The following is a 20,881-nucleotide window of genomic DNA, read 5'->3' as shown; positions in this document are numbered from 1 at the left end:
CTATTTAAACAATAAGTTTTTTAAGTCTTTTAACTGATATTCATTAATTAATCTAACATTGTTTGATTTCGCTAGTTGTTGGGCTGACTTTGTAAAGCCAGATTTTGACACTAATATTGCATGAGTACCTTTCCAAAATAATTTACCAGCTGAAATTTCCTGCACTGCTTTATTCCCAATAGCTTTTTGATGATCTTTGCATTGAATACATATTCTTAAATCATTTATTGATGCAATTAAGTCAACCCCTTGATCTCCAGTATTAGGGGTTTCTTTAACTTCCCAGCCATGTTGTTTGAGAATTTCCATACAATAATTTTCAAATCTAATACCTTTTTTGTAGCTTTCGTTAATTATTTTTGAGTAATCATTTTCTATTAGGTTTAAGCATGATTTCTCAATTTGACTTGCTATGAATACAAACCAATCTTCAGTCTCGAGCTTTCTAATAGATCCAATTATCTCATCATCAATAGTAGGATTCTCATTACGATACGATCTCCACTTTTCGAAAAATAATTCTATACTTCCAAATTTTTTTAAAATTACTTTTTCCCAGAAGTATGGTATACCCTCTTTAAATCGCTTGGATCCATTAAATATATTTTTCTCAATAGCTTTTTCATCAAGAGGTGGATTGCCAATCCATTTTTTATAATCCACGTTGCCGTAAGCATCTTTTTCACTTAATCTGTTCCTTTCCTCTAACAAATTGTATTTGTTTTCTTCTATCAAATTATTAATTGTTTGAATAAAGAAATTGGAATTTAAGGCATTATTTAATTTAAACTTTTTCTTTCTAGATTGATAATCACTTACAATTATAAAAATTAAAAAGATGATAAAAATAATTAAAATAAAAAAAAATTTCATTAAAGATTTTTATTTTTGATCTAAAAAGTTTTTGTTTTTCTAATAACAAAATTATTTTTTGTTATTACTGAAGATTCATTCACTTCAAACCCATTAATTGCTGATATTTCTCCTTTTATGCCTTCTAAGGTTAATTGCTCGATAATGCCTTTTATTACTTCATCCTCGACCAATTTCCTGTCAATCCTTTCAGGTGTAATATCGGTAAGCCATTTTGATGTCTTTTTTTTTACAACTTCTGTAGAATTAGTTATTTTTAAGTAGATAGCCATTTTTTAAGTCACTCAGTTGAATTATAAGCATTAAATCTTCTTAACTTTTATTATTGTCATTACTTTCCCACTCAAGAAATTGAAAAACAAAAATTGCAAAGATTGAGAAAAATACTATAAACAACCCTAACCATCCTATGAATTTGTGCTCTGTAAAAAGATTTGTAAGCATTGATTTTTCTTGATATCTTGATTCCATTTCATATTGGTAAGAGTCAATAACCTGAAATATATACATAATTAATAATTTAATAAAGCTTTCAATTAATGGATAATAATTTCAACCGTTTAATTTAATAAATGCTTCCGATAGGAAATCTGGTCTTTTTCTTATTATAGAAAAATTTAGTTTATTTATTAAGACTAAATTGACTTCAGCAATCGTTAAGATTTCTTTTTTCTGGTTAAGAAATTTTGAAATCACATTAATCCTAGGACTTTTTTTAATATTGAATTTGCTTTCTATTGTTATTTTTTCACCAAGAAATAAAGGGGATTTATATTTTATTGAAGTATTGATTAAAGGTAAATCTAAGCCTTTTTTAGTAAGTTCAAAATAACTTATACCTACTTCTAAAAGTGCATTTATTCGACTTTCTTCAAGCCAATTAAAATATGTACCGTGCCACATTACTCCTGCATGGTCTGCATGTTGAGGTAAAACAAGTTTTTCTATTTTCCAAACTGGTTTTGAGTTCATTTTTTTATAAAAAAAATTTTTATTCAATGAAAAAAAATTATTTTGATATTGTAGATTAATATTGTTGATTAATATAAGAATCACCAAAACTATATTTATAAATTTATGTTTAATCGTAATAATAGAAGTAGAAAAATGAAGAAGATTTTTCAATGGGAAGAATATCTCAATTGGAAAAATATGTCACAAGAACAGAAATTAAATTTTAAGAGGGCTTGCTTATTCCCCTTTCTCGTTTATATAGTTTATGTTTTTCTTAATCAGTACTCCTTAGCAATTCTTTTATTGCTAGGCCTTTATTTTTTAATTAGATTAAAAAATAGAAATAAGTTGGGAAGATGAATATTTTTTACTTTGATTTATTTAGATTTGTTTTAAAATTAACTAGTTTTTTTAAATAACTATATTGGCATATGACAATAGTATTAGATAAATTTTTTTTATGAAAAGAATTATTTTGTTTTTATGTGTATTAGTTTTTTCAATATTTTCTAATACGAATAATTTATTAGCAAAGGAAATTAGAAATAACATTAAAGATAATATTTCTAATGAAATTGAAGAAATTAAGCCTGATAATAATAAAACTAATATTTCTAATTCTTCGGCAGAAGATATATTTGGTGATGAACAAACATTTCCATTTGTTGCAGGTTTAGGAAAAAATGCAGCCCATTAATTTCAAAGTTATTGATTATGTAGAAAAAGATTTTTTTCATCCTAATGAAAGGTCTTAGGGTCCTAGAGCTTTCTGAAGCACTTAATGTTGATAGCGCCGATTTATTAGCTATCTGTGCAATTCTAAAAATAAAAGCCACATCTAGATTAAGCATGATTTCATTTGAAGAATGTAAAAAGATAACGGATTATTATGGAAATAAAAAGTAGATTTTTTTATAAAACATTTTATTATTTAATCTCTTTAATCATTGATACTAAAGTTGAATGAATTTCTTCTTCAGATATTTCATTTTTAAAATTGATAATTGCTGACTTGCCATCATAATTGATTTTTATATAACAGTTATTAATTTCTTCCATATAAGCATTCTCAAATCTTGATATCTTCCCATAATGAATAAGATATTTGTGAACCGAATCAATGTGATCATTGTTCATATGATCACAAACTCTTTTACTTGTTTCTTTACTAATAATTTTCATTTAAATAATAAGTTTGTTTTAAGCTAATGTATTCTTTTCATTTTTTAATGTTTTAATCATTTTATTTATTAAATTTTTAACTTCATTTTTATCAGCGGCTCTAACCAATTTATTTCTCAAAGTTGATGCTCCTTTAAAGTCTTTGCATGTCCATGAGATATGTTTCCTCGCAATTAGCAATCCGTGATCTCCTTTTTCTTTTATTAATTCATCAAGATGCTCAATAATTAAATATAGTTTTTCTTCTGTATTTGGTTCTTTAAATTTTTTATTTTCTCTAATAGCATAATCTATTTCTCCTATTTTCCATGGGGATCCTAAAATCCCTCGTCCAATCATCACACCATCAGCATTTGTTTTTTTTAAACAATTAAGAGCGTCATCTGGGTTTTTGATGTCTCCATTAGCAATTACTGGAATTTCCAATAACTTTTTAAGTCTCCCTATCATTTCCCAATCTGACTTACCTGAAAAACCTTGTTTTCTAGTTCTTCCATGAAGTGTGATCATTGTTGCTCCCGCATCTTGAAGCTTAAATAAAAAGTCCTCTATATTTTCTTCTTTACTATCCCATCCGAGTCTTGTTTTTACTGTAACTGGAACTTTAACAGCTTTTACGACATTTTTGACTAATTCTATAGCAAGTTTTCGATCTTTAATTAAGGCACTGCCTCCACCTTTCCTTGCAATTTTTTTTACTGGACATCCCATATTTATATCAATTAAGAAAGCTCCAAAGTCCTCAGCTTGTTTGGCAGCTTCAGAAACAGCATATGGTCTATTATCAAATATTTGTACTCCAACTGGACCTTCTTCTAAATCTATTTGATTGATTTTTTGTGTTCCAAATCCTTTTTTAAGACTTGTGGCATTTATCATTTCTGTAAAAAGTAAAGAGTTTGGAGCCCATTTGCGTACAAGTCGTCTAAAAATGTTATCTGTAACTCCTGCTAGTGGCGATAGCATCACCTTACTAGTAATTACTCTGTTAACTCCCCTTCCTTTTAGCTTTATACTTGAATACATATAATTTTAAACTTATTTAATCTTTCTTTAATTATAAATTCCGATATGGAGTTGATTTTATATTTTCTATATTATTTCTTTAATTTTACAATAAGTTCTTTTACTTAAATAGGCCTAATTTATTACTTTTTTTGCTAGTTTATATTGAGATGAAATTAAAAAAGGAAATTTTTCTTGTTTATATTAGTATCTATTATTTTTCCAATAATTATTTTTATTGCACCAATAAATGTAAAAGCTATCCAAGGTAATTTAGATTTATCGAGTGCTCAAACTTCAGTAGGTAAAAGATTTGCCAAAGTTTTTTGTGATGCCAAGAGGGAAGGATTAGATTCTGATTTTGCTAGTGAATATGCTTTGAATAACACATATTTAAAATTTGTAGCATTTCCAGACGATGATGAATATTTGGATAATTTATGGAATTTTACCCATAATAATATATTAGATAATTGCGGTGAATTTGTAGAAATAAATGATTTAAAAGACCTAGAGATGTTTTTTAAAGAAGAGGGTTTAATTGCATCAAATAGGGAACTCTATTTACCAACTTTTGAAAATAATTAGATTAAATTTTTACCATGTACTAAAATATAAATAGAATATGAAACTTTATGAAACTATTAGGTTTAAATTCACCTGAAATATTCATAATTTTAGTCGTTTTGCTCTCAATTTTAGGTACAAAAAGAATTGAAAAAGGCTTCTTATTATTTAAAAAACTTTTAAAATTTCTTTTAACTACAGAAAAAAGTGAAGTTAAAGAAGAAAAAATAGAGCCAGAATTAAAAACAGAGGAAGCAGAAGAAAGTGAAGTTAAAGAAGAAAAAATAGAGCCAGAATTAAAAACAGAGGAAGCAGAAGAAAGTGAAGTTAAAGAAGAAAAAATAGAGCCAGAATTAAAAACAGAGGAAGCAGAAGAAAGTGAAGTTAAAGAAGAAAAAATAGAGCCAGAATTAAAAACAGAGGAAGCAGAAGAAAGTGAAGTTAAAGAAGAAAAAATAGAGCCAGAATTAAAAACAGAGGAAGCAGAAGAAAGTGAAGTTAAAGAAGAAAAAATAGAGCCAGAATTAAAAACAGAGGAAGCAGAAGAAAGTGAAGTTAAAGAAGAAAAAATAGAGCCAGAATTAAAAACAGAGGAAGCAGAAGAAAGTGAAGTTAAAGAAGAAAAAATAGAGCCAGAGTTAAAATCAATTAAACCTAAAAAAATAACGGTTAAAGATGAAATAATAGATGTAGAAGTTGATTCTGATAATAAATAAGATTTAAAATTAAATTAAATAATATTAGACAGGCTTGAATCCTGAAAGAATAGTGTTTTAAGAATAATATTGTTATTTTTTAATTCAATATAAAGGTATTTATTTTTAATATATTAATTTGAATTATAAGAAGGTTGTTATGAATCTAAGGCTACTTCGATAGCTGCTATTAAGTTTTCGTCAAAAGGTTTAACACCTGGTTTGAATCTTGCAATTACTTTACTATCTTTTCCTATCAGAAACTTCTCGAAATTCCATTCAACATCTCCTTCAGGGTCGACTTTGTTAAGGGTTGTGTATGGTTCTGTGGTGTTGCCTTTAGCATGAACTTTTTCATAGATTTCAAACTTAACTCCATATTTTGTGGTACAAAAATCTTTTATTTCTGAAAGAGAGTCGGGTTCTTGTTTTCCGAAATCATTACAGGGGAATGCAATTATTCTTAGGCCTTTGCTTGAATATAAATCATGAAGCTTTTGAAGATCCTCATACTGAGCAGTATTTCCGCAATAACTAGCTACATTAACAACTAAAATTACTTCCCCTGAGTATTCACCAAGTTTTATAGATGATCCGTCTGCGGAAAGAACAGTAGTATTTTGTACGTCAACTTGCATATCTAAAAAAAATTACCCTTTGAAGATAGCATTGTATATACTTTTTTGTGTTTAAATTATCTAATGGTTTTGTTTATTTCTTTTATAAATTTTAATTTTTCATTTCTTTAACCCTTTATAATTAATATTATTAGTCAGTTTAAATTTGGACCCTTTAGACCCACTTACTGAAATTATTGATTCCGGTCAAGGTTTTTTACCTGCAATTGCTTTAGAAAGAATTATTTGGGCAATGATTGGAGTCTTTTTATTAGGAGCAATTTCAAGATCAATAATTAATAGCATGCAAAGTCAAAATTGGTTTGGTAGAAAATTTTTATTTACTTATTCTAAAGATAAAAAAATTACAGATGATACATCTGCACAACCATCTTGTGATGACGAATAAATTTTATAAATATGAAAGATTCAATTTTTTCTAAAAAAAGAATTTTATTACTTGGTAGTGGCGAGCTTGGAAAAGAATTAGTAATAGAATCCAAAAGGTTAGGATTAGAAGTTATTGCAATTGATCGATATAAAAAAGCACCTGCAATGCAAGTCGCTGATTATTCAAGAGTAATTGATATGGGAGATAAAAATATTTTAAAAAATGTCATAAAAGAATTTAATCCTGACTATGTTGTACCAGAAATAGAGGCACTTTCGATTGAGGCCCTAAAAGAACTAGAGGATGAAGGATTCAATATTGTTCCAAACGCCAGAACTGTCGAAATAACAATGAATAGAGATAAAATTAGAGACTTAGCTTCTAGAGATTTAAAAATAAAAACTGCAAAGTTTGATTACATTTTTGAATTTGATGATTTAGAAAAAAAAGCAGATGAAATTGGATTCCCACTTTTACTTAAGCCTTTAATGAGCTCTTCTGGAAAGGGACAGAGTTTGGTTGAAACAAAAAATGATTTGCAAAATGCTTGGAAACAGGCACAAGCAAATTCAAGAGGAAAGGTTAAAGGTGTAATTATTGAAGAATTTATTAATTTTGATTTTGAGTTTACTCTTTTAACTGTAAGAAAAGAAAATGGTGAAAATATTTTTTGTTTACCAATTGGACATCTTCAATCTAATGGAGACTATCAATGTAGCTGGCAACCTATAGAGATCAACGAGTCCTTAATTATTGAAGCTAAGAGAATGACAAGTAGAATATTAAATAACCTTAATGGAGCTGGTTTATACGGAGTAGAGTTTTTTATAAAAGGAAGTGAGGTTATATTTTCAGAATTATCTCCAAGACCGCACGACACCGGTATGGTTACATTAGTTAGTCAAAATATTAATGAATTTGAATTACATTTAAGGGCTTTTTTGAATTTACCAATACCGTATATAGATCTAATAGAACCCTCTGCGACCAGAGTTATCCTCTCTAACCATGAGTTTATAAATCCTATTTATGAGGGTCTTAATGAAGCATTAGAATTTGAAAAGACTAAAGTGCTCATATTTGGCAAACCAGTTTCCAGAAAAGGCAGAAGAATGGGTATTGTTCTCTCATCAAATTCTGATATTAATTTGGCTAGAAAAAATGCAGATGAGGCTGCTCGTAAAATAAAAGTCAAGGCTAAATAAATATTAAAAAAAAATAACGAAAAAAATACTTATTTCCTTTGTTTTTGTTATTTGTTTCTCTGAGTATTATTTGAGTATGTTCTCTCTTTCTCAATGATAGAAAATTATAAAGGTTGGGATATAACTTTAAATTGGGATAATAAAGATTATCTCGAGAGGGATAATACTAAATGTAATTTTTTTAATCAAAAGGAAAAATGGATTGGTGTTAACTTAAATGGTCAAAAAATATATGGTTCTTCTCTAAAAGAAATTAGGCATATTATTGATTATCCTAGTTTGCATGCAAAGTAAGTTAAAAAATTTTTAATTATCCTGATTGTTTTCATTATCTTCAATTAGTTCATTAGCAAGTTTTCTTAAATCTCCCTTAATTGAGACCCATGTAAACGCGATTATAAAAATTGAAGCAGATATTGCAACAGTGATTTTTTCGATAGGAGACATACCAAGTGCAATAGCAAACATTACAAACAAAAATACTAATTTCTCATTATATAGAATTTTTTTAAATAGTTTGAATCATATTTGTTTTTGCAATGATATTTAATTATTCAAAATATAATACATTAAATTTAAATTACTTATTTTATTTATTTTTTCTGATTTTAATTTTATTCAGTAAAATCAAATTATGGAAAAAAAAAAGTGCCCCCAATGTAAAAATTTAATTTTAAAAACTTCTCCAACATGTTTATATTGTGGCAGACCTAATAAATTTATAACTAAGGAATACGTCAATAAAAAGTGGAATAAAGATAATAATAAAAATGTATTTGATTATATTTTTATTAATAAGTATCTTCTATTTATTATATTATTAATATTTACAATTGTTATTATTATATTTAGTTAAATATCATCAATAAATCAATCTATTATTGCATCTAATACTTCTTTAGTATTTGTTGATAGTTTATTTTTTTTAATCTGCTTTAATGTTTCTATCATATTACTTTTGTAAGGTTCTGAATAATAATTGTATCTACTAAATACTTTTACAAATCGGGAAATTACGATTGGATTTAATTTGTCAAAGTCAATTATCTTTTTTGCAATATATCTATAACCAGAACCATCCATTGCATGAAAAGTACTATTCCTTGTTACGAAAGTATTTAATATAGCTCTTAAAGTGTTTGGTGATTTTGAGTCAAAAAACTTATTTTCAAATAATTTTTCAATGCTGCTTGTTTTTTTATCAATTTCTATAGATGCATTGAATGAGAACCAACTATCCAAAACTACACTATTATTTTTCCATTTATTGAAGAATATATTTGAAATAATTTTTCTTTCAGGACAATTAATCCTACTAAAAGAATTCAATGCAGCTTTTGCTAGCGTCATCGAATTACTATCGACATAATTAATTATTTTGCTTTTAATTTCCTCATCATCACTCTGTAAGAGTAGTTTCCAAATAGTTTCGATTAGTTTTCTTTCATTTTTACCGTCTGGCCACACTTTATCTAGATTTTTCTCTATCTCTTGGAGCATAATATATAATTCTTTTTTTAATTTGGTACCGAATAAATAATTTAATTCGTCAATAGTTTTATATATTTTTAAAGGGTTTATATTTTCTATCTCTGATTCAATTTCAGCAAATGGCGGAATACTTAGTAATTCTGATAAAAGAGATAAATTAATATCTTTATTTTTTAAAAAAGATATTAAGGTGCTTATTAATTTATTTTCAAGTTTATGATCTGGCTTTTCATCTAATCTGCATAAGATGATTTTTTTATAAAATACTTTTACAGTATTAGATAATGTAAAAAAATCTTTTTCATATTTTAAAATTAAAAATTTTTCATCCAAGGTAGTGTCTGATTCCCACTCAACTGGTGAAGAGAATTCGCGAAAATAAGTTACTAAAGGGATTTGAAGGTGAGATCTTACATTGCTAAAAGTAAATTCTTGTTTTTTTGTTTTTAAAACAACTGTTTTTTCTATTGTTTTATTTTCACCGCAAAATATAGCCAGATTTATAGGCATTATTAGAGGTAAATCATTATATGGGTTATTCTTAATTGGATTACTTTGAGAAGCCTGAATTGTAAGTTTTTCGTCTGTTTGATCCCAGATTCTCTTGAATTTAACTTTTGGTGTGCCATTTTGCTTGTACCAGACTTTAAATTTTTTAGGATCGATTTCCTTATTGTGCTCTAAAATTTTATCGACAAATTGGTCTATTGTTGCGGCCTTCCCATCATATGTTGAGATGTAATTACTAAATCCTTTATGGAAATTTTTGTCTTTTACAAGATTGCAAAGCATTCTAATTATTTCTGAACCTTTTTCATATATCGTAGTCGTATAGAAATTGTCTATCTCTTGATATCTTTCTGGCATTACTGGATGTGATGTTGGACCGGAATCTTCCCTGAATTGATTATTTTTAAGAAATTTTGCATCCTCAAGTCTCTTTATTTCATAATTATGAAGGTCTGCAGTGAATTGTTGATCCCTAAATACTGTTAAACCCTCTTTTAGAGATAATTGAAACCAATCCCTACAAGTAATTCTATTGCCGGTCCAATTATGGAAGTATTCATGAGCAATGACTCCTTCTATTCTTTCTAACTCATCATCAGTTGTCGTTTTAGAATCAGCAAGTATTAGTTTTGAGTTAAAAATATTTAGACTTTTATTTTCCATTGCTCCCATATTAAAGTGCCTGATTGCAACAATATTGAATAAGGATAAATCGTATTCAAGGTTATATTTATCCTCGTCCCATCTCATTGATTTCTTTAAGGAACTTATTGCATGTTGAACATATTTTTCATCCCCATTCTCAACATAAATATTTATTTTAACTTTTTTATTGGATTTAGTTATGAAATAGTCTTTTACACAATTCAGTTTTCCTGCTACCAATGCAAATAAATATGAGGGTTTTGGATATGGGTCTTCCCAAATTATTTCATGGCGATTATATGTAAGATTATTTTCTTGTACGACGTTACCATTTGAAAGTAAGACAGGATAATCATTCTTGTCTGCCTCAATCCTTACAGTATATTTGCTTAGAATATCAGGTCTATCAGAGAAATAACTTATTCTTCTAAATCCTTCTGCCTCACATTGTGTAGTTATAATCCCATTACTTTCATACATTCCTAAAAGGGATGAATTTTCCTTTGGTTTAATTATTCCTTCTATTTTTAATGAAAAACTATCTTTATTTATATTTTTAATCATTAAATTATTTTTTTTCTGTGTGTAGTATTCCTTTTCTAAAACAAAGTCATCAATATATATTGTTTTAATAAATATGTCTGTACCATCAAGAATTAGATTATTGGTAAATTGATTTTTTTTTATTAATTTAAGTTTTGTTGTGACATTTACTTCATTTTTCTTGATTACGAAGTCTAAAAAGATTTCAGGTATTTCATAATCAAATACTTTATAGTCTTCAATTTTTATATATCTTGAATTATATTTTTGATTTATTGGGTTTTTCATCTTTACTAAAGGGGTTAATAATTGAATAATTTAGGATCCTTTTTGAAATTATGAGTTTGAACTTTTATCTTCTAGTTCACAAAAATGTGTTTTTATTTCTCCAGAAGGAAGTAATTCTGATAAAGAAGGATTATTAATATTAGGGTATCCTTCCCTATTAAGTTGGTAACTCCATTCCCATTTTCTATCTGTAAATGAAATGTAATCTTGCCTTAGAGAGTATGGAAGCATAAGCTTTTTTGTATCCCAATTAATATTTATAAATGCACCTGGCTTTAATTCAGATATCTTTTTTATTATTGAAAAATCACCATTAATATTATTTCTAATCACTAAATCAAGCTTTGAATCATCACATAAATAACTACTATTTAAGACTAATAAAATTATTGAGGTGAAAAAAATGGAATGAATTTTATTAAACTCCTTTTAACTTGATTTACCTTAATTCTAAATGAAGGAATTGAAAATTACTTCGAATCAATTTATACAATAATAGATTGCATACTCTCTAAATCTATAAGAGTACAATTTAATTCTTTTTTATATTCCTCTACTGAAATAAAGTTATTTAAGAAACCAGAAAATTTTGCATCTCCTCCTACAGTACTTGAAAGTATAAATTTCGGATTGAATTTGTTAATTAATTTAGGTATTACATCAGCACCTTTTACAAAAGAACCTAATAAGGGCAATTCTAAATTTTTTGTAGGAGTTATGACTGCATCAAGATTTTGATTTTCTAAATTTTTATCAAGATATCCATGCGGTTCTATATAAAAGCTATTATTTTCATCGTCTTTAACAATATATCCGTTTTCGATTTGTGGAACAGGAGCCCCAGCGGTGGCTTCAATACTTAAATTACATTGATGAGTTTTGTCTTTTGGCTCTAGAATTTTAATTGAGTTGAAACCTATTTTTTCTAATATTTCTTTTGCACTTCTAGGGCAAATTATGGGAATATCTTTTTTGAAAGTTTTTAAAGTTGGAATATGACAGTGGTCAGGTAATCCTTGGGTTAATAAAATAACATCTATATCTTGATCTATTGAAAGTTCTCGTTCTAATGATCCTTTGAAAAACCATTCTCCTGGTGGAAATATTAAATCACCTTTGAGCCAAGGATCAATTATTAAATTGGTTTTTCTAAATTTTATGAACCAACCATTTGATCCAAGGTAGGTAGCTTCAAAAGTCATTATCACATGATTGTTAATTAGACTATAAATAAATTTTGACTTTATCGAGAAAGTAATGATATCTATTATTTTGCTTCATTTAAAATTTGAAATGCTTTTCTTTTTAGATTAAATATTAAAACTTGATTATCTTTGTAGCTGATTTTAAAATCCTCTTTTTTTAAAATTTGTATAGGAATTAGAGCCAATCCTCCTGTTTTTGAAAATATGATTGGCATAGTGCTATTTTTAGTGCAATTCATTTTTTGTAAGTCAATTGCTTGTGAAACTATTTTTCTGGCTTTATCAAATCCATAATCTTCTATTAATTCAGACCATAAAAATTTAACCGGTTCATATTTTGAAAACTCAATTTGTATCGTTTTCATAAAAATAATTATAAATATAAGTATTTAAACTTAATTACTATTTTTAAACCTATCCATAACTAGTTGCAACATATCAACTACATCTCCATCAGTTAAATTCAAATCCTTCTTTAAATCATTACATGTTAAATTCATTTCAAGTGCTGCTTCTGCCATATGATTAACTTTTTGATTATCTCCACCTAATGAAATAAAGGGATTGAAATTTTCTATCATTAAATATTTAGTGTTTCAATTTAGTTCTAGCTAATATTTAATCAATTATCTTTTAATGATACAGAAGCTTATAAATATGTTATTTAATTTTTAGAAATTATTTATTTTTATACTAATGATGTTGATATACCTTTTGATATCAATGCTAATCTTCTTGCTGTTATAAGTAACGGAAATAATACTTTGGTTCTTTTATTTGATTTGAATACACTAGAAAGTACCAAAAGTAAACTACTGGAGGGGTTCTTAATCTGTTTGCATATAGTATTTATTGCCTCTGCACCATGAAAGATTTCTTCATCTTTTAGGAGAATAGCACCTTTATCTAGGTCATAACCTTTGTCTAATAGAGAATTAATCATATTTAAATTTTTACGACCATCAAGAATTTTGACATTAGTTATCTTGCTTTTGACTTCTAGGAGCTCTGCAAAATGATTGCAAAATGGACATTCTCCGTCATAAATAAAGGTAAAGTTGGAATTCATTAATAAAATATAGTGATAGTTCTCTTGAGAATATGCCTCTCAAAAAGGGATTTACCTTCATAATAAAATAAAAAATGAAGTTTATGTGAATTGGCAATTAAGAGATTTATTTAAAAGATTTTCATAATTACAAAGAAATGTCTCAAAATAGGTATATTTTCCTCAAAAATTTTGTATGCTTAACTCCAAGATATTTTTTGTTTTCTAAATCATGAATTTATTAGCTTCTTTTTCTTTAGGTGGTTTTAATCCTTGGGCTACTGCTTTTGGAATCTTTTCTTTAGTGCTTTTCGCATTAGTTGGTTTGGTCGCAGGTCCAAATTTAAAGAATTTTGACACTGATGAATAAATCAATAAATTTCCTATAGATATAAATCAAAGACTCTTAGGAGTCTTTTTTTTATGCAGTTTTTATAATTTGGTTTTAAAATTAAATTTAATTATCTTTGTCTGATGAAATGCTGTTGAATCCATTATCAACATTAACTTTTTTAAAATTTTCTTCATTAAAAGCCACTATTGTTTTTTTATTAATCCTTCTGATAAAATCAAATTTACTTAGATTGAAAGGTGGGATAATTGGAGGACTTTTCGCTCTGCTATTTATATCAGGAATATTAGCTTCTAGTACTTTGGCTTTAGGGTCTTTAGTTTATGCTTATAGATTGAATAAAAAATATAAAACTGAAGTAAATCAAACTCAGGATTTAGAAGCTGTTAATGTTTAATAGATTTTGATGTGATTAGATCCAAATGGCTTAATTAGAATGGTGTACCAGGTACAAAATGTAATACTAAAAATCCAAAACCAGCGGCAAACACTACTGATACTGCAATAATTAGTAGGCCTGATGCCATTCCACCTTCTTTAAATGCCATTTAGTTAATCATTTAAAGATATACTAGTCTATATTTGTTGTGCATTGATAGGGCTAATTACTCAAATCATCCAAATTTATTATTAATGGTGAATAAAAGTAAAAAAATAGATGTCAATGAGATAATAAAACCAAATATTATTAATGGTTTAGATTTAACGTTTTCTTCTGCTTCCTTAGGCTTGTTTTTAGAAGAAGACAAATTTCTATTTTTTTTTTTATAAATAAGATTGGGAAAAGGTTTAATCACGATAAAGTTTGAATTTAGTCTTATTACCCTAGTGTTTTGAACAAATCTTTATGATAATCAACAACATTTTGACAACTTATTACAGGTGTAAATTCCATATGAATCCCGAATTTAGCTCTCCATGGTGCAAAATGCTCAAAAATTTCTTTATCACTATGCGCATTACATAAACAAACTACTCTTCCTTCTCCTGGTGCGTGTACTCTGAACAACATTTCAAATTTCTCTGTTTTATCTGTTTTCGCCATTTCACCGCTTTCCCAAGCTTCTACAAATAATTGATAAGCTTTGACTTGATTTTCAATATCTGGGAATTGGCAATCTGCTAGAAATAATTGCATTGGAGTATTCTTAAAATTTTATTTATTATCCCTCAAATACTTATTTATTTATCAAACTGTTTGAATTTGAAGATCAGAAAAATAATATGTTTCTAAATAAAGTTAGAAGAGAGAGTCTCTAGAAATTTTCCAATATCTTTTTTATATAAACTATCTGTGATTTTTAAAGAGAATAATTCATAATCGTTTCTTTCTTTCTTTTTATCAAAATTAATATTTCCCTTAAATGAAATATCTTTCATAAATATAATGATCACTATTTAAAATTTAAACAAAATTAAGTAAAAGGCAAATTTCTTTACATTATGTCTTTTAGAAGAAAAATGCCTAATTCAATTAGAAAATAATTAATTATTTAAATTTAAGAGTTGATTAATTTTCCTAGAATATAAAATAATGCATTTGTTAGAGAAAAAATAACTGTTAATAGACATGCAATAACGGGTAGTAAATTGAACCATAACTGCGACGTAGTCATTTTTGAATCGATAGGCAGAAAATTGGTTCTTTTTTTTATTCTTATTTGCAACCAGAAAATAGATAATGGATAAATAATTCTCGAAAAAGTAATTAAAAAAGGATATAAACTAGCATTATTTGAATAAAGTATAAATCCTGAAAAAAAGTATAAAGCCCAAATAAATATTCTTTTAATCACTATTATCCCCTTGCTTTTTTTTAACATTATTTATTGTATTTTATAATTTTAATCATTTTATATCTTTCAAAAAAAATATTATTTATAATTACTTTTTCTTTACGAATAATTTCCCATTCATTTTTAAGAAATAATTTATAACTTATCAAGCTAGCTTCAGTTGAAAGAGAATTCAAACCTTCTTTCTTAGCTTCATTTTCTAGTTTATAAAGTAGCTTAGAACCGTAACCTTTTCTCTGAAATTTATTTTTACAGTAAAATAATGAAATTCTATTGTTAGGATATCTTGTTGCAAAAGCAATAATTATTCCTTGTTTACTTAAAAGCCAACCTTTTCCTTTAGTTATTGCCTTATCAAAATAGGGATTATCCCACGCTTGACTTGACCAAGCCCTTTTTTGTTCTTTACTATATATTTTTTCATCTAATGATTGAATTGAATCAAAATAAACCTTCTTTAATTCAAGTTGATCTTTAATGCTAATTTGTCTTAAATTCATAAACAAATCATTTTTTATATGCTTAGTAAAAATATAGTGGCAATTGGGGGAGGAGGATTTGGACGTTCTTTAGGCTCTCTTGATATTGAAAAATATATAATTTCTTTAGTTAGTAAAAAAAGACCAAGAATTTGTTTCATACCTACTGCTTCTGGTGACAGTAGCAGATATAAATTAAATTTTTACAGAGCATTTTCTAAACTTGATTGCATAACCAGTCATATTGATTTTTTCTCAAGAACAGAAAAATTAGAGGAGAAGGTTTTAACTCAAGACATCATTTATGTTGGAGGAGGAAATACAAAAAGTATGTTAGCAGTATGGAAAGAATGGAATTTGCATAATATTTTACGAAATGCTTATGAAAAAGGAATTGTAATGAGTGGAGTAAGTGCTGGAGCTATTTGTTGGTTTGATAAGGGTATAACTGATTCTTTTGCTAATGAATTGACTATATTAGATTGCCTAGGAATAGTAAATGATATTGCATGTCCGCATTTTGATGAAGAGAGAGAGAGAGAACCTTATGTTAATGATGTTATAAATAGACAAATTATTAAATCTTGTATTTGTATTGAAGGTAATTGTGCTTTGCATATCAAAAATGATTTTGAATATTTATCAGTAGATTTTGGTAATGGCAAAAAGTGTTTTAGAGTATTTAAGGAGAATAATAATTTAAAAAAGGAAATTCTCTAAAAAAACTTTTTATAAGGATATTTTAGATGTCTTCATTTTTTGAGATAGAAGTAAATTCAATACCTTTGTACTTTACAAATGAAGCAGTCCATACTTCCTTAGAAAGATTGCCAAGGTATTTTATGAATTGTTGAGTATCTCCATCTCTTATCCATTCAGATTTAATAAATGGAAGCTCTTTCTGCATCCTTTTAGGATGCATGTGAACCAATAGTAAACCTTTATCCTCAGAGGCTCTTTTTAATGCCCCTTCATCACTCCTTTGGAAAACTCTAAGTAATAGATTTAAAATAACCTCCTCTCCAAGCTTTTTGAAGTTTTCTGCTTCCTCCAAATTAGCTTTGATTTCTTTCCCCCCAAGAGGCATTGCTCTAACAAGGTTCTGTTCAATTAATGCTATTGCAATTAAATAATCTTGGCTAGCCATATTCTTAAATAATACTTTTGAATATTCTAACCTCTTGAGTTGATCAAAATCTTTTTATGGATTAATGATTTCCAAAAGACTAGGGAATTAATTATTTCGTTATAAACTTGTTCCGTTTTTTTTTAATTTATATTATTTAAACAGATTGAATTTTAATTATGAGATATTCTTTATTTTTATTTTTTGGGATTTTAGCAGGCCTTTTTTTATCCTGGCCAGGTATAGTAATTTCAAGGAATTGGAAATGTTTCAATGATATCATTGCAAGATCAGCTGAAGATAAAATTTCTATAAAAGCTGTAATGGAGGTTTCTCCCAGCTATTTAATTAAGAGTAAGAATAAAAATATGCTCTCAAAAATAAGGATCATAGCGGATGCATGTTTTCGTTAAAATATCTAAGTATAAGTTGTTTTTTTACTAATTAATGATTCATAATTTAAGGTTTGAATTGTCATTTAAAAATATTTCTCAATTAGAAAATAAACTTAATTTCTGCAAATCTAATAAAATAACAAATGTCAACATCCCTTGCAAGGGTCTTATTAAGAAGGATTTATTTAGTTCAACTATTAAATATATATCTGAAAACTTCCAAGAATTTAATATAACTTATCACTATAGTCTTTATCATCAATATTCCAAAAATAGAGAAAAATCATATCAAAATTTTCTAGACTTTTTAAAAAATTCTTGTTCAAATAGAAATTATGAAATTCTTCTTGTATCAGGATCTAATAAGAAAAAAAACTTTGACGCAATTAATGTTTTAAATAATTTAAAAAAAGAGAAGAATTTAAAAATTAAATTAGGCATAGCTTATAATCCCTACTTGAAAAAATATTATAAGGTGTCTTCAGAAAGAGAAAGATTCGATAGGAAAATTTCTTCAGGACTAATAAATTCAATTTGGTTTCAATATGGCACAGATATTAAAGTACTTCAAAATGAAGTGACTTATCTTAAGAAGGTAGCAGAATCTGAAAAATTCAATCTATTTGGGAGTTTATTAATTCCTTCAAAACAATTTATATCAAGGTTTAAATTTCGTCCTTGGAAAGGGGTTTATATATCCGAAAAGTTTTTATACTCCTTAGATGATTTTTATGATTTTACTAGAGATTTAGTTAGTTTTTATAAAAAAAATAATATCACTCCAATTATTGAAACTGATTTCACAACAAATGAAAAACTAAATTTTCTTTATAGTATCTTTAGAAACTGAAAGGTAATTACTTTCAATTTAATTTATGAAGAGTAATTTTACATACGACTTGTCAATAATAGGTGGAGGATTATCTGCATGTGTTTTTGCTTCCAAGTATCTTCAAAGTAACTTAAAAAAAAAGGTTGCATTGATTGAGGCGGGTCGAGGGCTTGGAGGGAGATCAAGTACAAGAATAAGCAAAAAATTTAAAGGGTGGGAACTTAATCATGGTTCTCCTAATTTAAATATATACAACAGTAAAAATAATCTAGTTTTGAAAAATTATATAGATGAATTATTGGAAAACAAGTTAATTAAAACTGACGATTCAGATTTAGTTCTACTAGATGAAGAATTAAATTTAGAAAGTATAAAATTTTCTGAGTTTTCTCAGGGACATAAATATCATTCTTTATTTTCTATGAGTCAATTAGCTCAAAATATAATTGGGTTGAATAATTCAAGGGGAAATATTGATTTTTATTTTGAAAGACTTATAGTTGATTTAAAATTTTATAAAGATCAGTGGATTTTAACATCTAAAACTGGGGAAGAATTCAAATCAAAATATCTTGTTTGTTCAACTACTTTGCTATCTCATAAAAGGTCATTAAAGATATTAAATATCAATCAAATTCCATTAAGGAAAGCTATACCACAAAATAAAGACAAAAAAATAGATTCCCTTTTGAATTATTTAGAAAAGCAATCATTTACTCCTAGGTTGACTTTTTTAATTTATACAAATCAAGATTATAACTATAAAGATTATTATTCTAAAAAACAAAGGTATTTTTATTTAACAGAAAATTTAGAAAATAAATATAAATTTGAAAGAGTTATTTTTCAACTACAAGATAATAAGAAATTAGGTATTGTAGTCCATACAAAAAATATAGATTTTATTGATTCTTACATTAAATCAGAAGATGAAGATTTTTTTAAACTAAAAATATTTAAAAATTTCAATGAGCTTTTTGAGTCTAATCCTTCTATAAATCAATTAACGGGTAATGAGAACATCTCTATTATGAAATGGAGAGCATCACAACCTTCTGGAAAACAAGTACCATTATATTTACAATTTAGTAGAAAATATAGAATTGGTTTTTGCGGAGATTGGTTTGAAGGAGAGGGCTTTGGTAGAATTGAAGGCTCAATTCTTAGTGCTTTAATATTGGTGAATAAATTTATGAACTATAATTAAATATTTTTTTAATTATAAGATCAATATTAGTGCCTTTTGTAATAAGAATCTCATTTATATTTCTCTTTTTATTTTTATTTTTGGATCTCTTAATATAAATATCCCAGGATTTTAGAAAATCATTTTTAGCTTGTTTTTTTTCTTTACCCCTTTCTTTTGAATCTCTATTGATTACCCGCCTCATACAATCATTTTTATTGATTTTTAATTCTAATAAAAAAACATTCTTACTATAAATATTATTTGCAAAATCTTTGGCAAAAATTCCTTCAACAATTAAAAATTTAATATTATTTTTCTCGTTTAATAAATTTTTAATGGTTTTCTTTTTGAAATTATATGAACGTTCTTGAATTGAAATTCTATTCTTAATAATAAAGGCAAAATCTTTTTTAAAAAGCTTGTAATTAAAACTTAAGCTTCTATCGAAATAACCTTGTACAAATTTTGAGAGTACTTTACTTATTAGTCCTGTTTTATAATAATTATCTGTACTTAAAACAATGCCATTTTTGATTTTTACTAATATTTGATTAGATAATGTTGTTTTCCCACTACCTGAAGGGCCACTTATAAATATGAGCTTCATTTCGTAAGTTCTACTCCCTAATCAAACTCTAACTTTACTAATAGTAAATACTTCCAATTTTGGAAAGTAAATTTTATTATTCTACGGATTTTTAGAATAGAGGATAAAGATCTTGGATACCTTTGTAAGGTTGCATAAATATTAAAAATGTGGCTTTATATATATGTAAATAAATTAATTTAATTCAATGATATATAATTTATTATCCTCCTTTGGATTTTATAATAAGTTATAAATTGAAGATTTAATTTTATTACTTATATATTTAAATGATTTCTAAATTTTTAAGTAAACTAAAATCAATTCTATTTAAAAGTTCAGTTTCCTCAGAAACTACTTTAAAGAAAGAAAAAAAACAAATTAAGTCAGCAAAAAATTCAAAAACAAAGACCAAAAAAGTTAACTCTAAGAAAGTAATCGAAACCTTAACTACACTACCAGGTGTTGGAGCTAAAAGTGCAAAGTCTTTGTATGAGGCTGGATTTAAATCAACTAAAGCTGTTATTGATGCTGATGAAAAAGATCTACTTGCGGTATCAGGGGTTGGTATAAATCTTGTTAAAAAGATTAAAAATCTCAAATAATTAAACACATTATTATTATTTTAAATCTATTAAGAAATGAAATTTCTTAATTCGTAATTTTTTTTACCTAAAGTTTGCTTTGTGATATAGATATCAAATTATCTTCTTTTAGCTTTTCTTCTTTGTTGCAATTTCCTTTTATATTTTTCAATAGGTGTTTCATGATGCCTAAGTCTTTTTAAATCTGCAAAGATTCCTGATTTAGATACTTGTCTTTTAAATCTTCTGAGGGCAGACTCAATTCCTTCATTTTCTCCGACTGTAACTTGTGTCAAAACTTTTCAAATAAAAATATATTCTAG

At 26.7% G+C, this 20,881-nt stretch carries 34 protein-coding genes; 14 read left to right on the top strand and 20 right to left on the bottom strand.

Features of this window, described 5'->3' with window-relative positions; all coding sequences use genetic code 11:
* The 4 genes from SOI86_RS02445 to SOI86_RS02430 are packed head-to-tail and all read right to left on the bottom strand — an operon-like array spanning position 1 to position 1,845.
* Entirely contained in the window at positions 1 to 873 is an 873-nt protein-coding gene (locus SOI86_RS02445) for a restriction endonuclease (protein ID WP_320682025.1), read from the bottom strand.
* 20 nt (positions 874 to 893) lie between these two features.
* Positions 894 to 1,145 carry a hypothetical protein gene (locus SOI86_RS02440; protein ID WP_025931991.1) on the bottom strand — a complete coding sequence of 84 codons (252 nt, stop codon included), beginning with the start codon at positions 1,143 to 1,145 and terminating at the stop codon, positions 894 to 896.
* 40 nt (positions 1,146 to 1,185) lie between these two features.
* A complete protein-coding gene (locus SOI86_RS02435) occupies positions 1,186 to 1,383 on the bottom strand; it encodes a hypothetical protein (protein WP_025962447.1) in 198 nt (65 codons plus the stop codon).
* A gap of 42 nt (positions 1,384 to 1,425) precedes the next feature.
* Positions 1,426 to 1,845 carry an acyl-CoA thioesterase gene (locus SOI86_RS02430; RefSeq protein WP_320682024.1) on the bottom strand — a complete coding sequence of 140 codons (420 nt, stop codon included), beginning with the start codon at positions 1,843 to 1,845 and terminating at the stop codon, positions 1,426 to 1,428.
* A gap of 442 nt (positions 1,846 to 2,287) precedes the next feature.
* Here SOI86_RS02430 and SOI86_RS02425 point away from each other — a divergent pair, with 442 nt between their 5' ends.
* Positions 2,288 to 2,524, top strand: coding sequence for a hypothetical protein (locus tag SOI86_RS02425; protein ID WP_320682023.1), 237 nt, complete (start codon positions 2,288 to 2,290; stop codon positions 2,522 to 2,524).
* A 44-nt stretch (positions 2,525 to 2,568) separates the two neighbouring features.
* Positions 2,569 to 2,733 (top strand): translation initiation factor IF-2 N-terminal domain-containing protein, encoded by a 165-nt coding sequence (locus tag SOI86_RS02420; RefSeq protein ID WP_320682022.1) that lies wholly within the window; start codon positions 2,569 to 2,571, stop codon positions 2,731 to 2,733.
* A 21-nt stretch (positions 2,734 to 2,754) separates the two neighbouring features.
* Here SOI86_RS02420 and SOI86_RS02415 read toward each other — a convergent pair whose 3' ends face one another.
* Both SOI86_RS02415 and dusB read right to left on the bottom strand, forming a co-directional pair.
* Complete coding sequence (locus tag SOI86_RS02415; RefSeq protein ID WP_320682021.1) at positions 2,755 to 3,009, bottom strand: DUF2470 domain-containing protein; 255 nt, start codon at positions 3,007 to 3,009, stop codon at positions 2,755 to 2,757.
* A gap of 18 nt (positions 3,010 to 3,027) precedes the next feature.
* Complete coding sequence (gene dusB / locus SOI86_RS02410; RefSeq protein ID WP_320682020.1) at positions 3,028 to 4,035, bottom strand: tRNA dihydrouridine synthase DusB; 1,008 nt, start codon at positions 4,033 to 4,035, stop codon at positions 3,028 to 3,030.
* Positions 4,036 to 4,209: 174 nt separating this feature from the next.
* Here dusB and SOI86_RS02405 point away from each other — a divergent pair, with 174 nt between their 5' ends.
* Both SOI86_RS02405 and SOI86_RS02400 read left to right on the top strand, forming a co-directional pair.
* Positions 4,210 to 4,602 carry a hypothetical protein gene (locus SOI86_RS02405; RefSeq protein WP_320682019.1) on the top strand — a complete coding sequence of 131 codons (393 nt, stop codon included), beginning with the start codon at positions 4,210 to 4,212 and terminating at the stop codon, positions 4,600 to 4,602.
* A 47-nt stretch (positions 4,603 to 4,649) separates the two neighbouring features.
* Complete coding sequence (locus SOI86_RS02400) at positions 4,650 to 5,297, top strand: cell surface protein (RefSeq protein ID WP_320682018.1); 648 nt, start codon at positions 4,650 to 4,652, stop codon at positions 5,295 to 5,297.
* Positions 5,298 to 5,434: 137 nt separating this feature from the next.
* Here the strand turns inward: SOI86_RS02400 and SOI86_RS02395 are convergent, their stop codons facing one another.
* Positions 5,435 to 5,914 (bottom strand): glutathione peroxidase, encoded by a 480-nt coding sequence (locus SOI86_RS02395; protein ID WP_320682017.1) that lies wholly within the window; start codon positions 5,912 to 5,914, stop codon positions 5,435 to 5,437.
* 145 nt (positions 5,915 to 6,059) lie between these two features.
* Here SOI86_RS02395 and SOI86_RS02390 point away from each other — a divergent pair, with 145 nt between their 5' ends.
* The 3 genes from SOI86_RS02390 to SOI86_RS02380 all read left to right on the top strand — a co-directional run bounded on the left by SOI86_RS02390 (position 6,060) and on the right by SOI86_RS02380 (position 7,783).
* Positions 6,060 to 6,302 carry a lectin subunit alpha gene (locus SOI86_RS02390; protein ID WP_320682016.1) on the top strand — a complete coding sequence of 81 codons (243 nt, stop codon included), beginning with the start codon at positions 6,060 to 6,062 and terminating at the stop codon, positions 6,300 to 6,302.
* Positions 6,303 to 6,313: 11 nt separating this feature from the next.
* Positions 6,314 to 7,489 carry a formate-dependent phosphoribosylglycinamide formyltransferase gene (purT, locus tag SOI86_RS02385; protein WP_320682015.1) on the top strand — a complete coding sequence of 392 codons (1,176 nt, stop codon included), beginning with the start codon at positions 6,314 to 6,316 and terminating at the stop codon, positions 7,487 to 7,489.
* A 93-nt stretch (positions 7,490 to 7,582) separates the two neighbouring features.
* A complete protein-coding gene (locus tag SOI86_RS02380; protein WP_320682014.1) occupies positions 7,583 to 7,783 on the top strand; it encodes a hypothetical protein in 201 nt (66 codons plus the stop codon).
* A gap of 12 nt (positions 7,784 to 7,795) precedes the next feature.
* Here the strand turns inward: SOI86_RS02380 and SOI86_RS02375 are convergent, their stop codons facing one another.
* The 7 genes from SOI86_RS02375 to SOI86_RS02345 all read right to left on the bottom strand — a co-directional run bounded on the left by SOI86_RS02375 (position 7,796) and on the right by SOI86_RS02345 (position 13,240).
* Entirely contained in the window at positions 7,796 to 7,957 is a 162-nt protein-coding gene (locus SOI86_RS02375; protein WP_011863053.1) for a hypothetical protein, read from the bottom strand.
* A gap of 402 nt (positions 7,958 to 8,359) precedes the next feature.
* Positions 8,360 to 10,966 carry an aminopeptidase N gene (gene pepN / locus SOI86_RS02370; RefSeq protein WP_320682013.1) on the bottom strand — a complete coding sequence of 869 codons (2,607 nt, stop codon included), beginning with the start codon at positions 10,964 to 10,966 and terminating at the stop codon, positions 8,360 to 8,362.
* Between the two features lie 48 nt (positions 10,967 to 11,014).
* Entirely contained in the window at positions 11,015 to 11,299 is a 285-nt protein-coding gene (locus SOI86_RS02365; protein ID WP_320682012.1) for a hypothetical protein, read from the bottom strand.
* Positions 11,300 to 11,451: 152 nt separating this feature from the next.
* A complete protein-coding gene (locus SOI86_RS02360; protein WP_320682011.1) occupies positions 11,452 to 12,168 on the bottom strand; it encodes an MBL fold metallo-hydrolase in 717 nt (238 codons plus the stop codon).
* 65 nt (positions 12,169 to 12,233) lie between these two features.
* The gene (locus SOI86_RS02355; RefSeq protein WP_320682010.1) at positions 12,234 to 12,536 is read right to left on the bottom strand and encodes a hypothetical protein; all 303 of its coding nucleotides are present in this window, start codon (positions 12,534 to 12,536) and stop codon (positions 12,234 to 12,236) included.
* 30 nt (positions 12,537 to 12,566) lie between these two features.
* Entirely contained in the window at positions 12,567 to 12,752 is a 186-nt protein-coding gene (locus SOI86_RS02350; RefSeq protein ID WP_011818521.1) for a hypothetical protein, read from the bottom strand.
* A 107-nt stretch (positions 12,753 to 12,859) separates the two neighbouring features.
* Entirely contained in the window at positions 12,860 to 13,240 is a 381-nt protein-coding gene (locus SOI86_RS02345) for a DCC1-like thiol-disulfide oxidoreductase family protein (protein WP_320682009.1), read from the bottom strand.
* A gap of 211 nt (positions 13,241 to 13,451) precedes the next feature.
* Between SOI86_RS02345 and SOI86_RS02340 the strand changes: the two genes are divergently transcribed.
* On the top strand, positions 13,452 to 13,589 hold the full coding sequence (locus SOI86_RS02340) for a hypothetical protein (protein WP_320682008.1): 138 nt from the start codon (positions 13,452 to 13,454) through the stop codon (positions 13,587 to 13,589).
* A 109-nt stretch (positions 13,590 to 13,698) separates the two neighbouring features.
* Complete coding sequence (locus SOI86_RS02335; RefSeq protein ID WP_320682490.1) at positions 13,699 to 13,968, top strand: hypothetical protein; 270 nt, start codon at positions 13,699 to 13,701, stop codon at positions 13,966 to 13,968.
* Positions 13,969 to 14,391: 423 nt separating this feature from the next.
* Here the strand turns inward: SOI86_RS02335 and SOI86_RS02330 are convergent, their stop codons facing one another.
* The 3 genes from SOI86_RS02330 to SOI86_RS02320 all read right to left on the bottom strand — a co-directional run bounded on the left by SOI86_RS02330 (position 14,392) and on the right by SOI86_RS02320 (position 15,867).
* A complete protein-coding gene (locus tag SOI86_RS02330) occupies positions 14,392 to 14,709 on the bottom strand; it encodes a DUF3303 domain-containing protein (RefSeq protein WP_320682007.1) in 318 nt (105 codons plus the stop codon).
* 92 nt (positions 14,710 to 14,801) lie between these two features.
* Positions 14,802 to 14,951, bottom strand: coding sequence for a hypothetical protein (locus tag SOI86_RS02325; RefSeq protein WP_320682006.1), 150 nt, complete (start codon positions 14,949 to 14,951; stop codon positions 14,802 to 14,804).
* Between the two features lie 442 nt (positions 14,952 to 15,393).
* A complete protein-coding gene (locus SOI86_RS02320; RefSeq protein WP_320682005.1) occupies positions 15,394 to 15,867 on the bottom strand; it encodes a GNAT family N-acetyltransferase in 474 nt (157 codons plus the stop codon).
* Between the two features lie 18 nt (positions 15,868 to 15,885).
* Between SOI86_RS02320 and SOI86_RS02315 the strand changes: the two genes are divergently transcribed.
* Positions 15,886 to 16,566 carry a peptidase E gene (locus tag SOI86_RS02315; RefSeq protein ID WP_320682004.1) on the top strand — a complete coding sequence of 227 codons (681 nt, stop codon included), beginning with the start codon at positions 15,886 to 15,888 and terminating at the stop codon, positions 16,564 to 16,566.
* A gap of 22 nt (positions 16,567 to 16,588) precedes the next feature.
* Here the strand turns inward: SOI86_RS02315 and SOI86_RS02310 are convergent, their stop codons facing one another.
* Positions 16,589 to 16,993, bottom strand: coding sequence for a hypothetical protein (locus SOI86_RS02310; RefSeq protein WP_320682003.1), 405 nt, complete (start codon positions 16,991 to 16,993; stop codon positions 16,589 to 16,591).
* A gap of 158 nt (positions 16,994 to 17,151) precedes the next feature.
* On the opposite strand from SOI86_RS02310, the gene SOI86_RS02305 reads away from it, so the two are divergent.
* From SOI86_RS02305 to SOI86_RS02295, 3 genes are read left to right on the top strand one after another with little or no spacing between them, the layout of a single operon-like run.
* On the top strand, positions 17,152 to 17,385 hold the full coding sequence (locus SOI86_RS02305; RefSeq protein WP_320682002.1) for a hypothetical protein: 234 nt from the start codon (positions 17,152 to 17,154) through the stop codon (positions 17,383 to 17,385).
* 34 nt (positions 17,386 to 17,419) lie between these two features.
* Positions 17,420 to 18,217, top strand: a complete 798-nt coding sequence (locus SOI86_RS02300; protein WP_320682001.1) for a hypothetical protein — start codon at positions 17,420 to 17,422, stop codon at positions 18,215 to 18,217.
* 25 nt (positions 18,218 to 18,242) lie between these two features.
* The gene (locus SOI86_RS02295; protein WP_320682000.1) at positions 18,243 to 19,406 is read left to right on the top strand and encodes an NAD(P)-binding protein; all 1,164 of its coding nucleotides are present in this window, start codon (positions 18,243 to 18,245) and stop codon (positions 19,404 to 19,406) included.
* Here the strand turns inward: SOI86_RS02295 and SOI86_RS02290 are convergent.
* A complete protein-coding gene (locus tag SOI86_RS02290) occupies positions 19,390 to 19,995 on the bottom strand; it encodes a uridine kinase (protein ID WP_320681999.1) in 606 nt (201 codons plus the stop codon). The genes SOI86_RS02295 and SOI86_RS02290 overlap by 17 nt on opposite strands.
* Before the next feature lie 269 nt (positions 19,996 to 20,264).
* Here SOI86_RS02290 and SOI86_RS02285 point away from each other — a divergent pair, with 269 nt between their 5' ends.
* The gene (locus tag SOI86_RS02285) at positions 20,265 to 20,579 is read left to right on the top strand and encodes a helix-hairpin-helix domain-containing protein (protein ID WP_320681998.1); all 315 of its coding nucleotides are present in this window, start codon (positions 20,265 to 20,267) and stop codon (positions 20,577 to 20,579) included.
* A 98-nt stretch (positions 20,580 to 20,677) separates the two neighbouring features.
* On the opposite strand, the gene rpsU is transcribed toward SOI86_RS02285, so the two are convergent.
* Positions 20,678 to 20,854: a 30S ribosomal protein S21 gene (rpsU, locus tag SOI86_RS02280; protein ID WP_032522158.1), complete on the bottom strand. Its 177-nt coding sequence runs from the start codon at positions 20,852 to 20,854 to the stop codon at positions 20,678 to 20,680.
* Positions 20,855 to 20,881: the final 27 nt, after the last annotated feature.

Origin of the sequence: Prochlorococcus sp. MIT 1314 (genome assembly GCF_034093315.1) — a bacterium.
Lineage (GTDB): Bacteria > Cyanobacteriota > Cyanobacteriia > PCC-6307 > Cyanobiaceae > Prochlorococcus_A > Prochlorococcus_A marinus_Y.
The sequence above is the reverse complement of the archived record's forward strand: the minus strand, read 5'-3'. Positions and strand labels throughout refer to the sequence as shown.

Excerpts from the sequence above, each read along its gene's own strand:
- SOI86_RS02285 (WP_320681998.1), top strand. The coding sequence starts at position 20,265 with ATGATTTCTAAATTTTTAAGTAAACTAAAATCAATTCTATTTAAAAGT.
- SOI86_RS02350 (WP_011818521.1), bottom strand. The coding sequence starts at position 12,752 with ATGATAGAAAATTTCAATCCCTTTATTTCATTAGGTGGAGATAATCAA.
- SOI86_RS02295 (WP_320682000.1), top strand. The coding sequence starts at position 18,243 with ATGAAGAGTAATTTTACATACGACTTGTCAATAATAGGTGGAGGATTA.
- SOI86_RS02430 (WP_320682024.1), bottom strand. The coding sequence starts at position 1,845 with ATGAACTCAAAACCAGTTTGGAAAATAGAAAAACTTGTTTTACCTCAA.
- SOI86_RS02305 (WP_320682002.1), top strand. The coding sequence starts at position 17,152 with ATGAGATATTCTTTATTTTTATTTTTTGGGATTTTAGCAGGCCTTTTT.
- SOI86_RS02420 (WP_320682022.1), top strand. The coding sequence starts at position 2,569 with ATGAAAGGTCTTAGGGTCCTAGAGCTTTCTGAAGCACTTAATGTTGAT.
- SOI86_RS02415 (WP_320682021.1), bottom strand. The coding sequence starts at position 3,009 with ATGAAAATTATTAGTAAAGAAACAAGTAAAAGAGTTTGTGATCATATG.
- SOI86_RS02355 (WP_320682010.1), bottom strand. The coding sequence starts at position 12,536 with ATGAAAACGATACAAATTGAGTTTTCAAAATATGAACCGGTTAAATTT.
- pepN (WP_320682013.1), bottom strand. The coding sequence starts at position 10,966 with ATGAAAAACCCAATAAATCAAAAATATAATTCAAGATATATAAAAATT.
- SOI86_RS02340 (WP_320682008.1), top strand. The coding sequence starts at position 13,452 with ATGAATTTATTAGCTTCTTTTTCTTTAGGTGGTTTTAATCCTTGGGCT.
- SOI86_RS02300 (WP_320682001.1), top strand. The coding sequence starts at position 17,420 with ATGATTCATAATTTAAGGTTTGAATTGTCATTTAAAAATATTTCTCAA.
- SOI86_RS02290 (WP_320681999.1), bottom strand. The coding sequence starts at position 19,995 with ATGAAGCTCATATTTATAAGTGGCCCTTCAGGTAGTGGGAAAACAACA.
- SOI86_RS02310 (WP_320682003.1), bottom strand. The coding sequence starts at position 16,993 with ATGGCTAGCCAAGATTATTTAATTGCAATAGCATTAATTGAACAGAAC.
- SOI86_RS02445 (WP_320682025.1), bottom strand. The coding sequence starts at position 873 with ATGAAATTTTTTTTTATTTTAATTATTTTTATCATCTTTTTAATTTTT.
- dusB (WP_320682020.1), bottom strand. The coding sequence starts at position 4,035 with ATGTATTCAAGTATAAAGCTAAAAGGAAGGGGAGTTAACAGAGTAATT.
- SOI86_RS02375 (WP_011863053.1), bottom strand. The coding sequence starts at position 7,957 with ATGTTTGCTATTGCACTTGGTATGTCTCCTATCGAAAAAATCACTGTT.
- SOI86_RS02360 (WP_320682011.1), bottom strand. The coding sequence starts at position 12,168 with ATGACTTTTGAAGCTACCTACCTTGGATCAAATGGTTGGTTCATAAAA.
- SOI86_RS02440 (WP_025931991.1), bottom strand. The coding sequence starts at position 1,145 with ATGGCTATCTACTTAAAAATAACTAATTCTACAGAAGTTGTAAAAAAA.
- SOI86_RS02345 (WP_320682009.1), bottom strand. The coding sequence starts at position 13,240 with ATGAATTCCAACTTTACCTTTATTTATGACGGAGAATGTCCATTTTGC.
- SOI86_RS02380 (WP_320682014.1), top strand. The coding sequence starts at position 7,583 with ATGATAGAAAATTATAAAGGTTGGGATATAACTTTAAATTGGGATAAT.
- SOI86_RS02325 (WP_320682006.1), bottom strand. The coding sequence starts at position 14,951 with ATGAAAGATATTTCATTTAAGGGAAATATTAATTTTGATAAAAAGAAA.
- SOI86_RS02425 (WP_320682023.1), top strand. The coding sequence starts at position 2,288 with ATGAAAAGAATTATTTTGTTTTTATGTGTATTAGTTTTTTCAATATTT.
- SOI86_RS02320 (WP_320682005.1), bottom strand. The coding sequence starts at position 15,867 with ATGAATTTAAGACAAATTAGCATTAAAGATCAACTTGAATTAAAGAAG.
- SOI86_RS02435 (WP_025962447.1), bottom strand. The coding sequence starts at position 1,383 with ATGTATATATTTCAGGTTATTGACTCTTACCAATATGAAATGGAATCA.
- SOI86_RS02330 (WP_320682007.1), bottom strand. The coding sequence starts at position 14,709 with ATGCAATTATTTCTAGCAGATTGCCAATTCCCAGATATTGAAAATCAA.
- SOI86_RS02315 (WP_320682004.1), top strand. The coding sequence starts at position 15,886 with ATGCTTAGTAAAAATATAGTGGCAATTGGGGGAGGAGGATTTGGACGT.
- SOI86_RS02335 (WP_320682490.1), top strand. The coding sequence starts at position 13,699 with ATGCTGTTGAATCCATTATCAACATTAACTTTTTTAAAATTTTCTTCA.
- SOI86_RS02400 (WP_320682018.1), top strand. The coding sequence starts at position 4,650 with ATGAAACTATTAGGTTTAAATTCACCTGAAATATTCATAATTTTAGTC.
- purT (WP_320682015.1), top strand. The coding sequence starts at position 6,314 with ATGAAAGATTCAATTTTTTCTAAAAAAAGAATTTTATTACTTGGTAGT.
- SOI86_RS02395 (WP_320682017.1), bottom strand. The coding sequence starts at position 5,914 with ATGCAAGTTGACGTACAAAATACTACTGTTCTTTCCGCAGACGGATCA.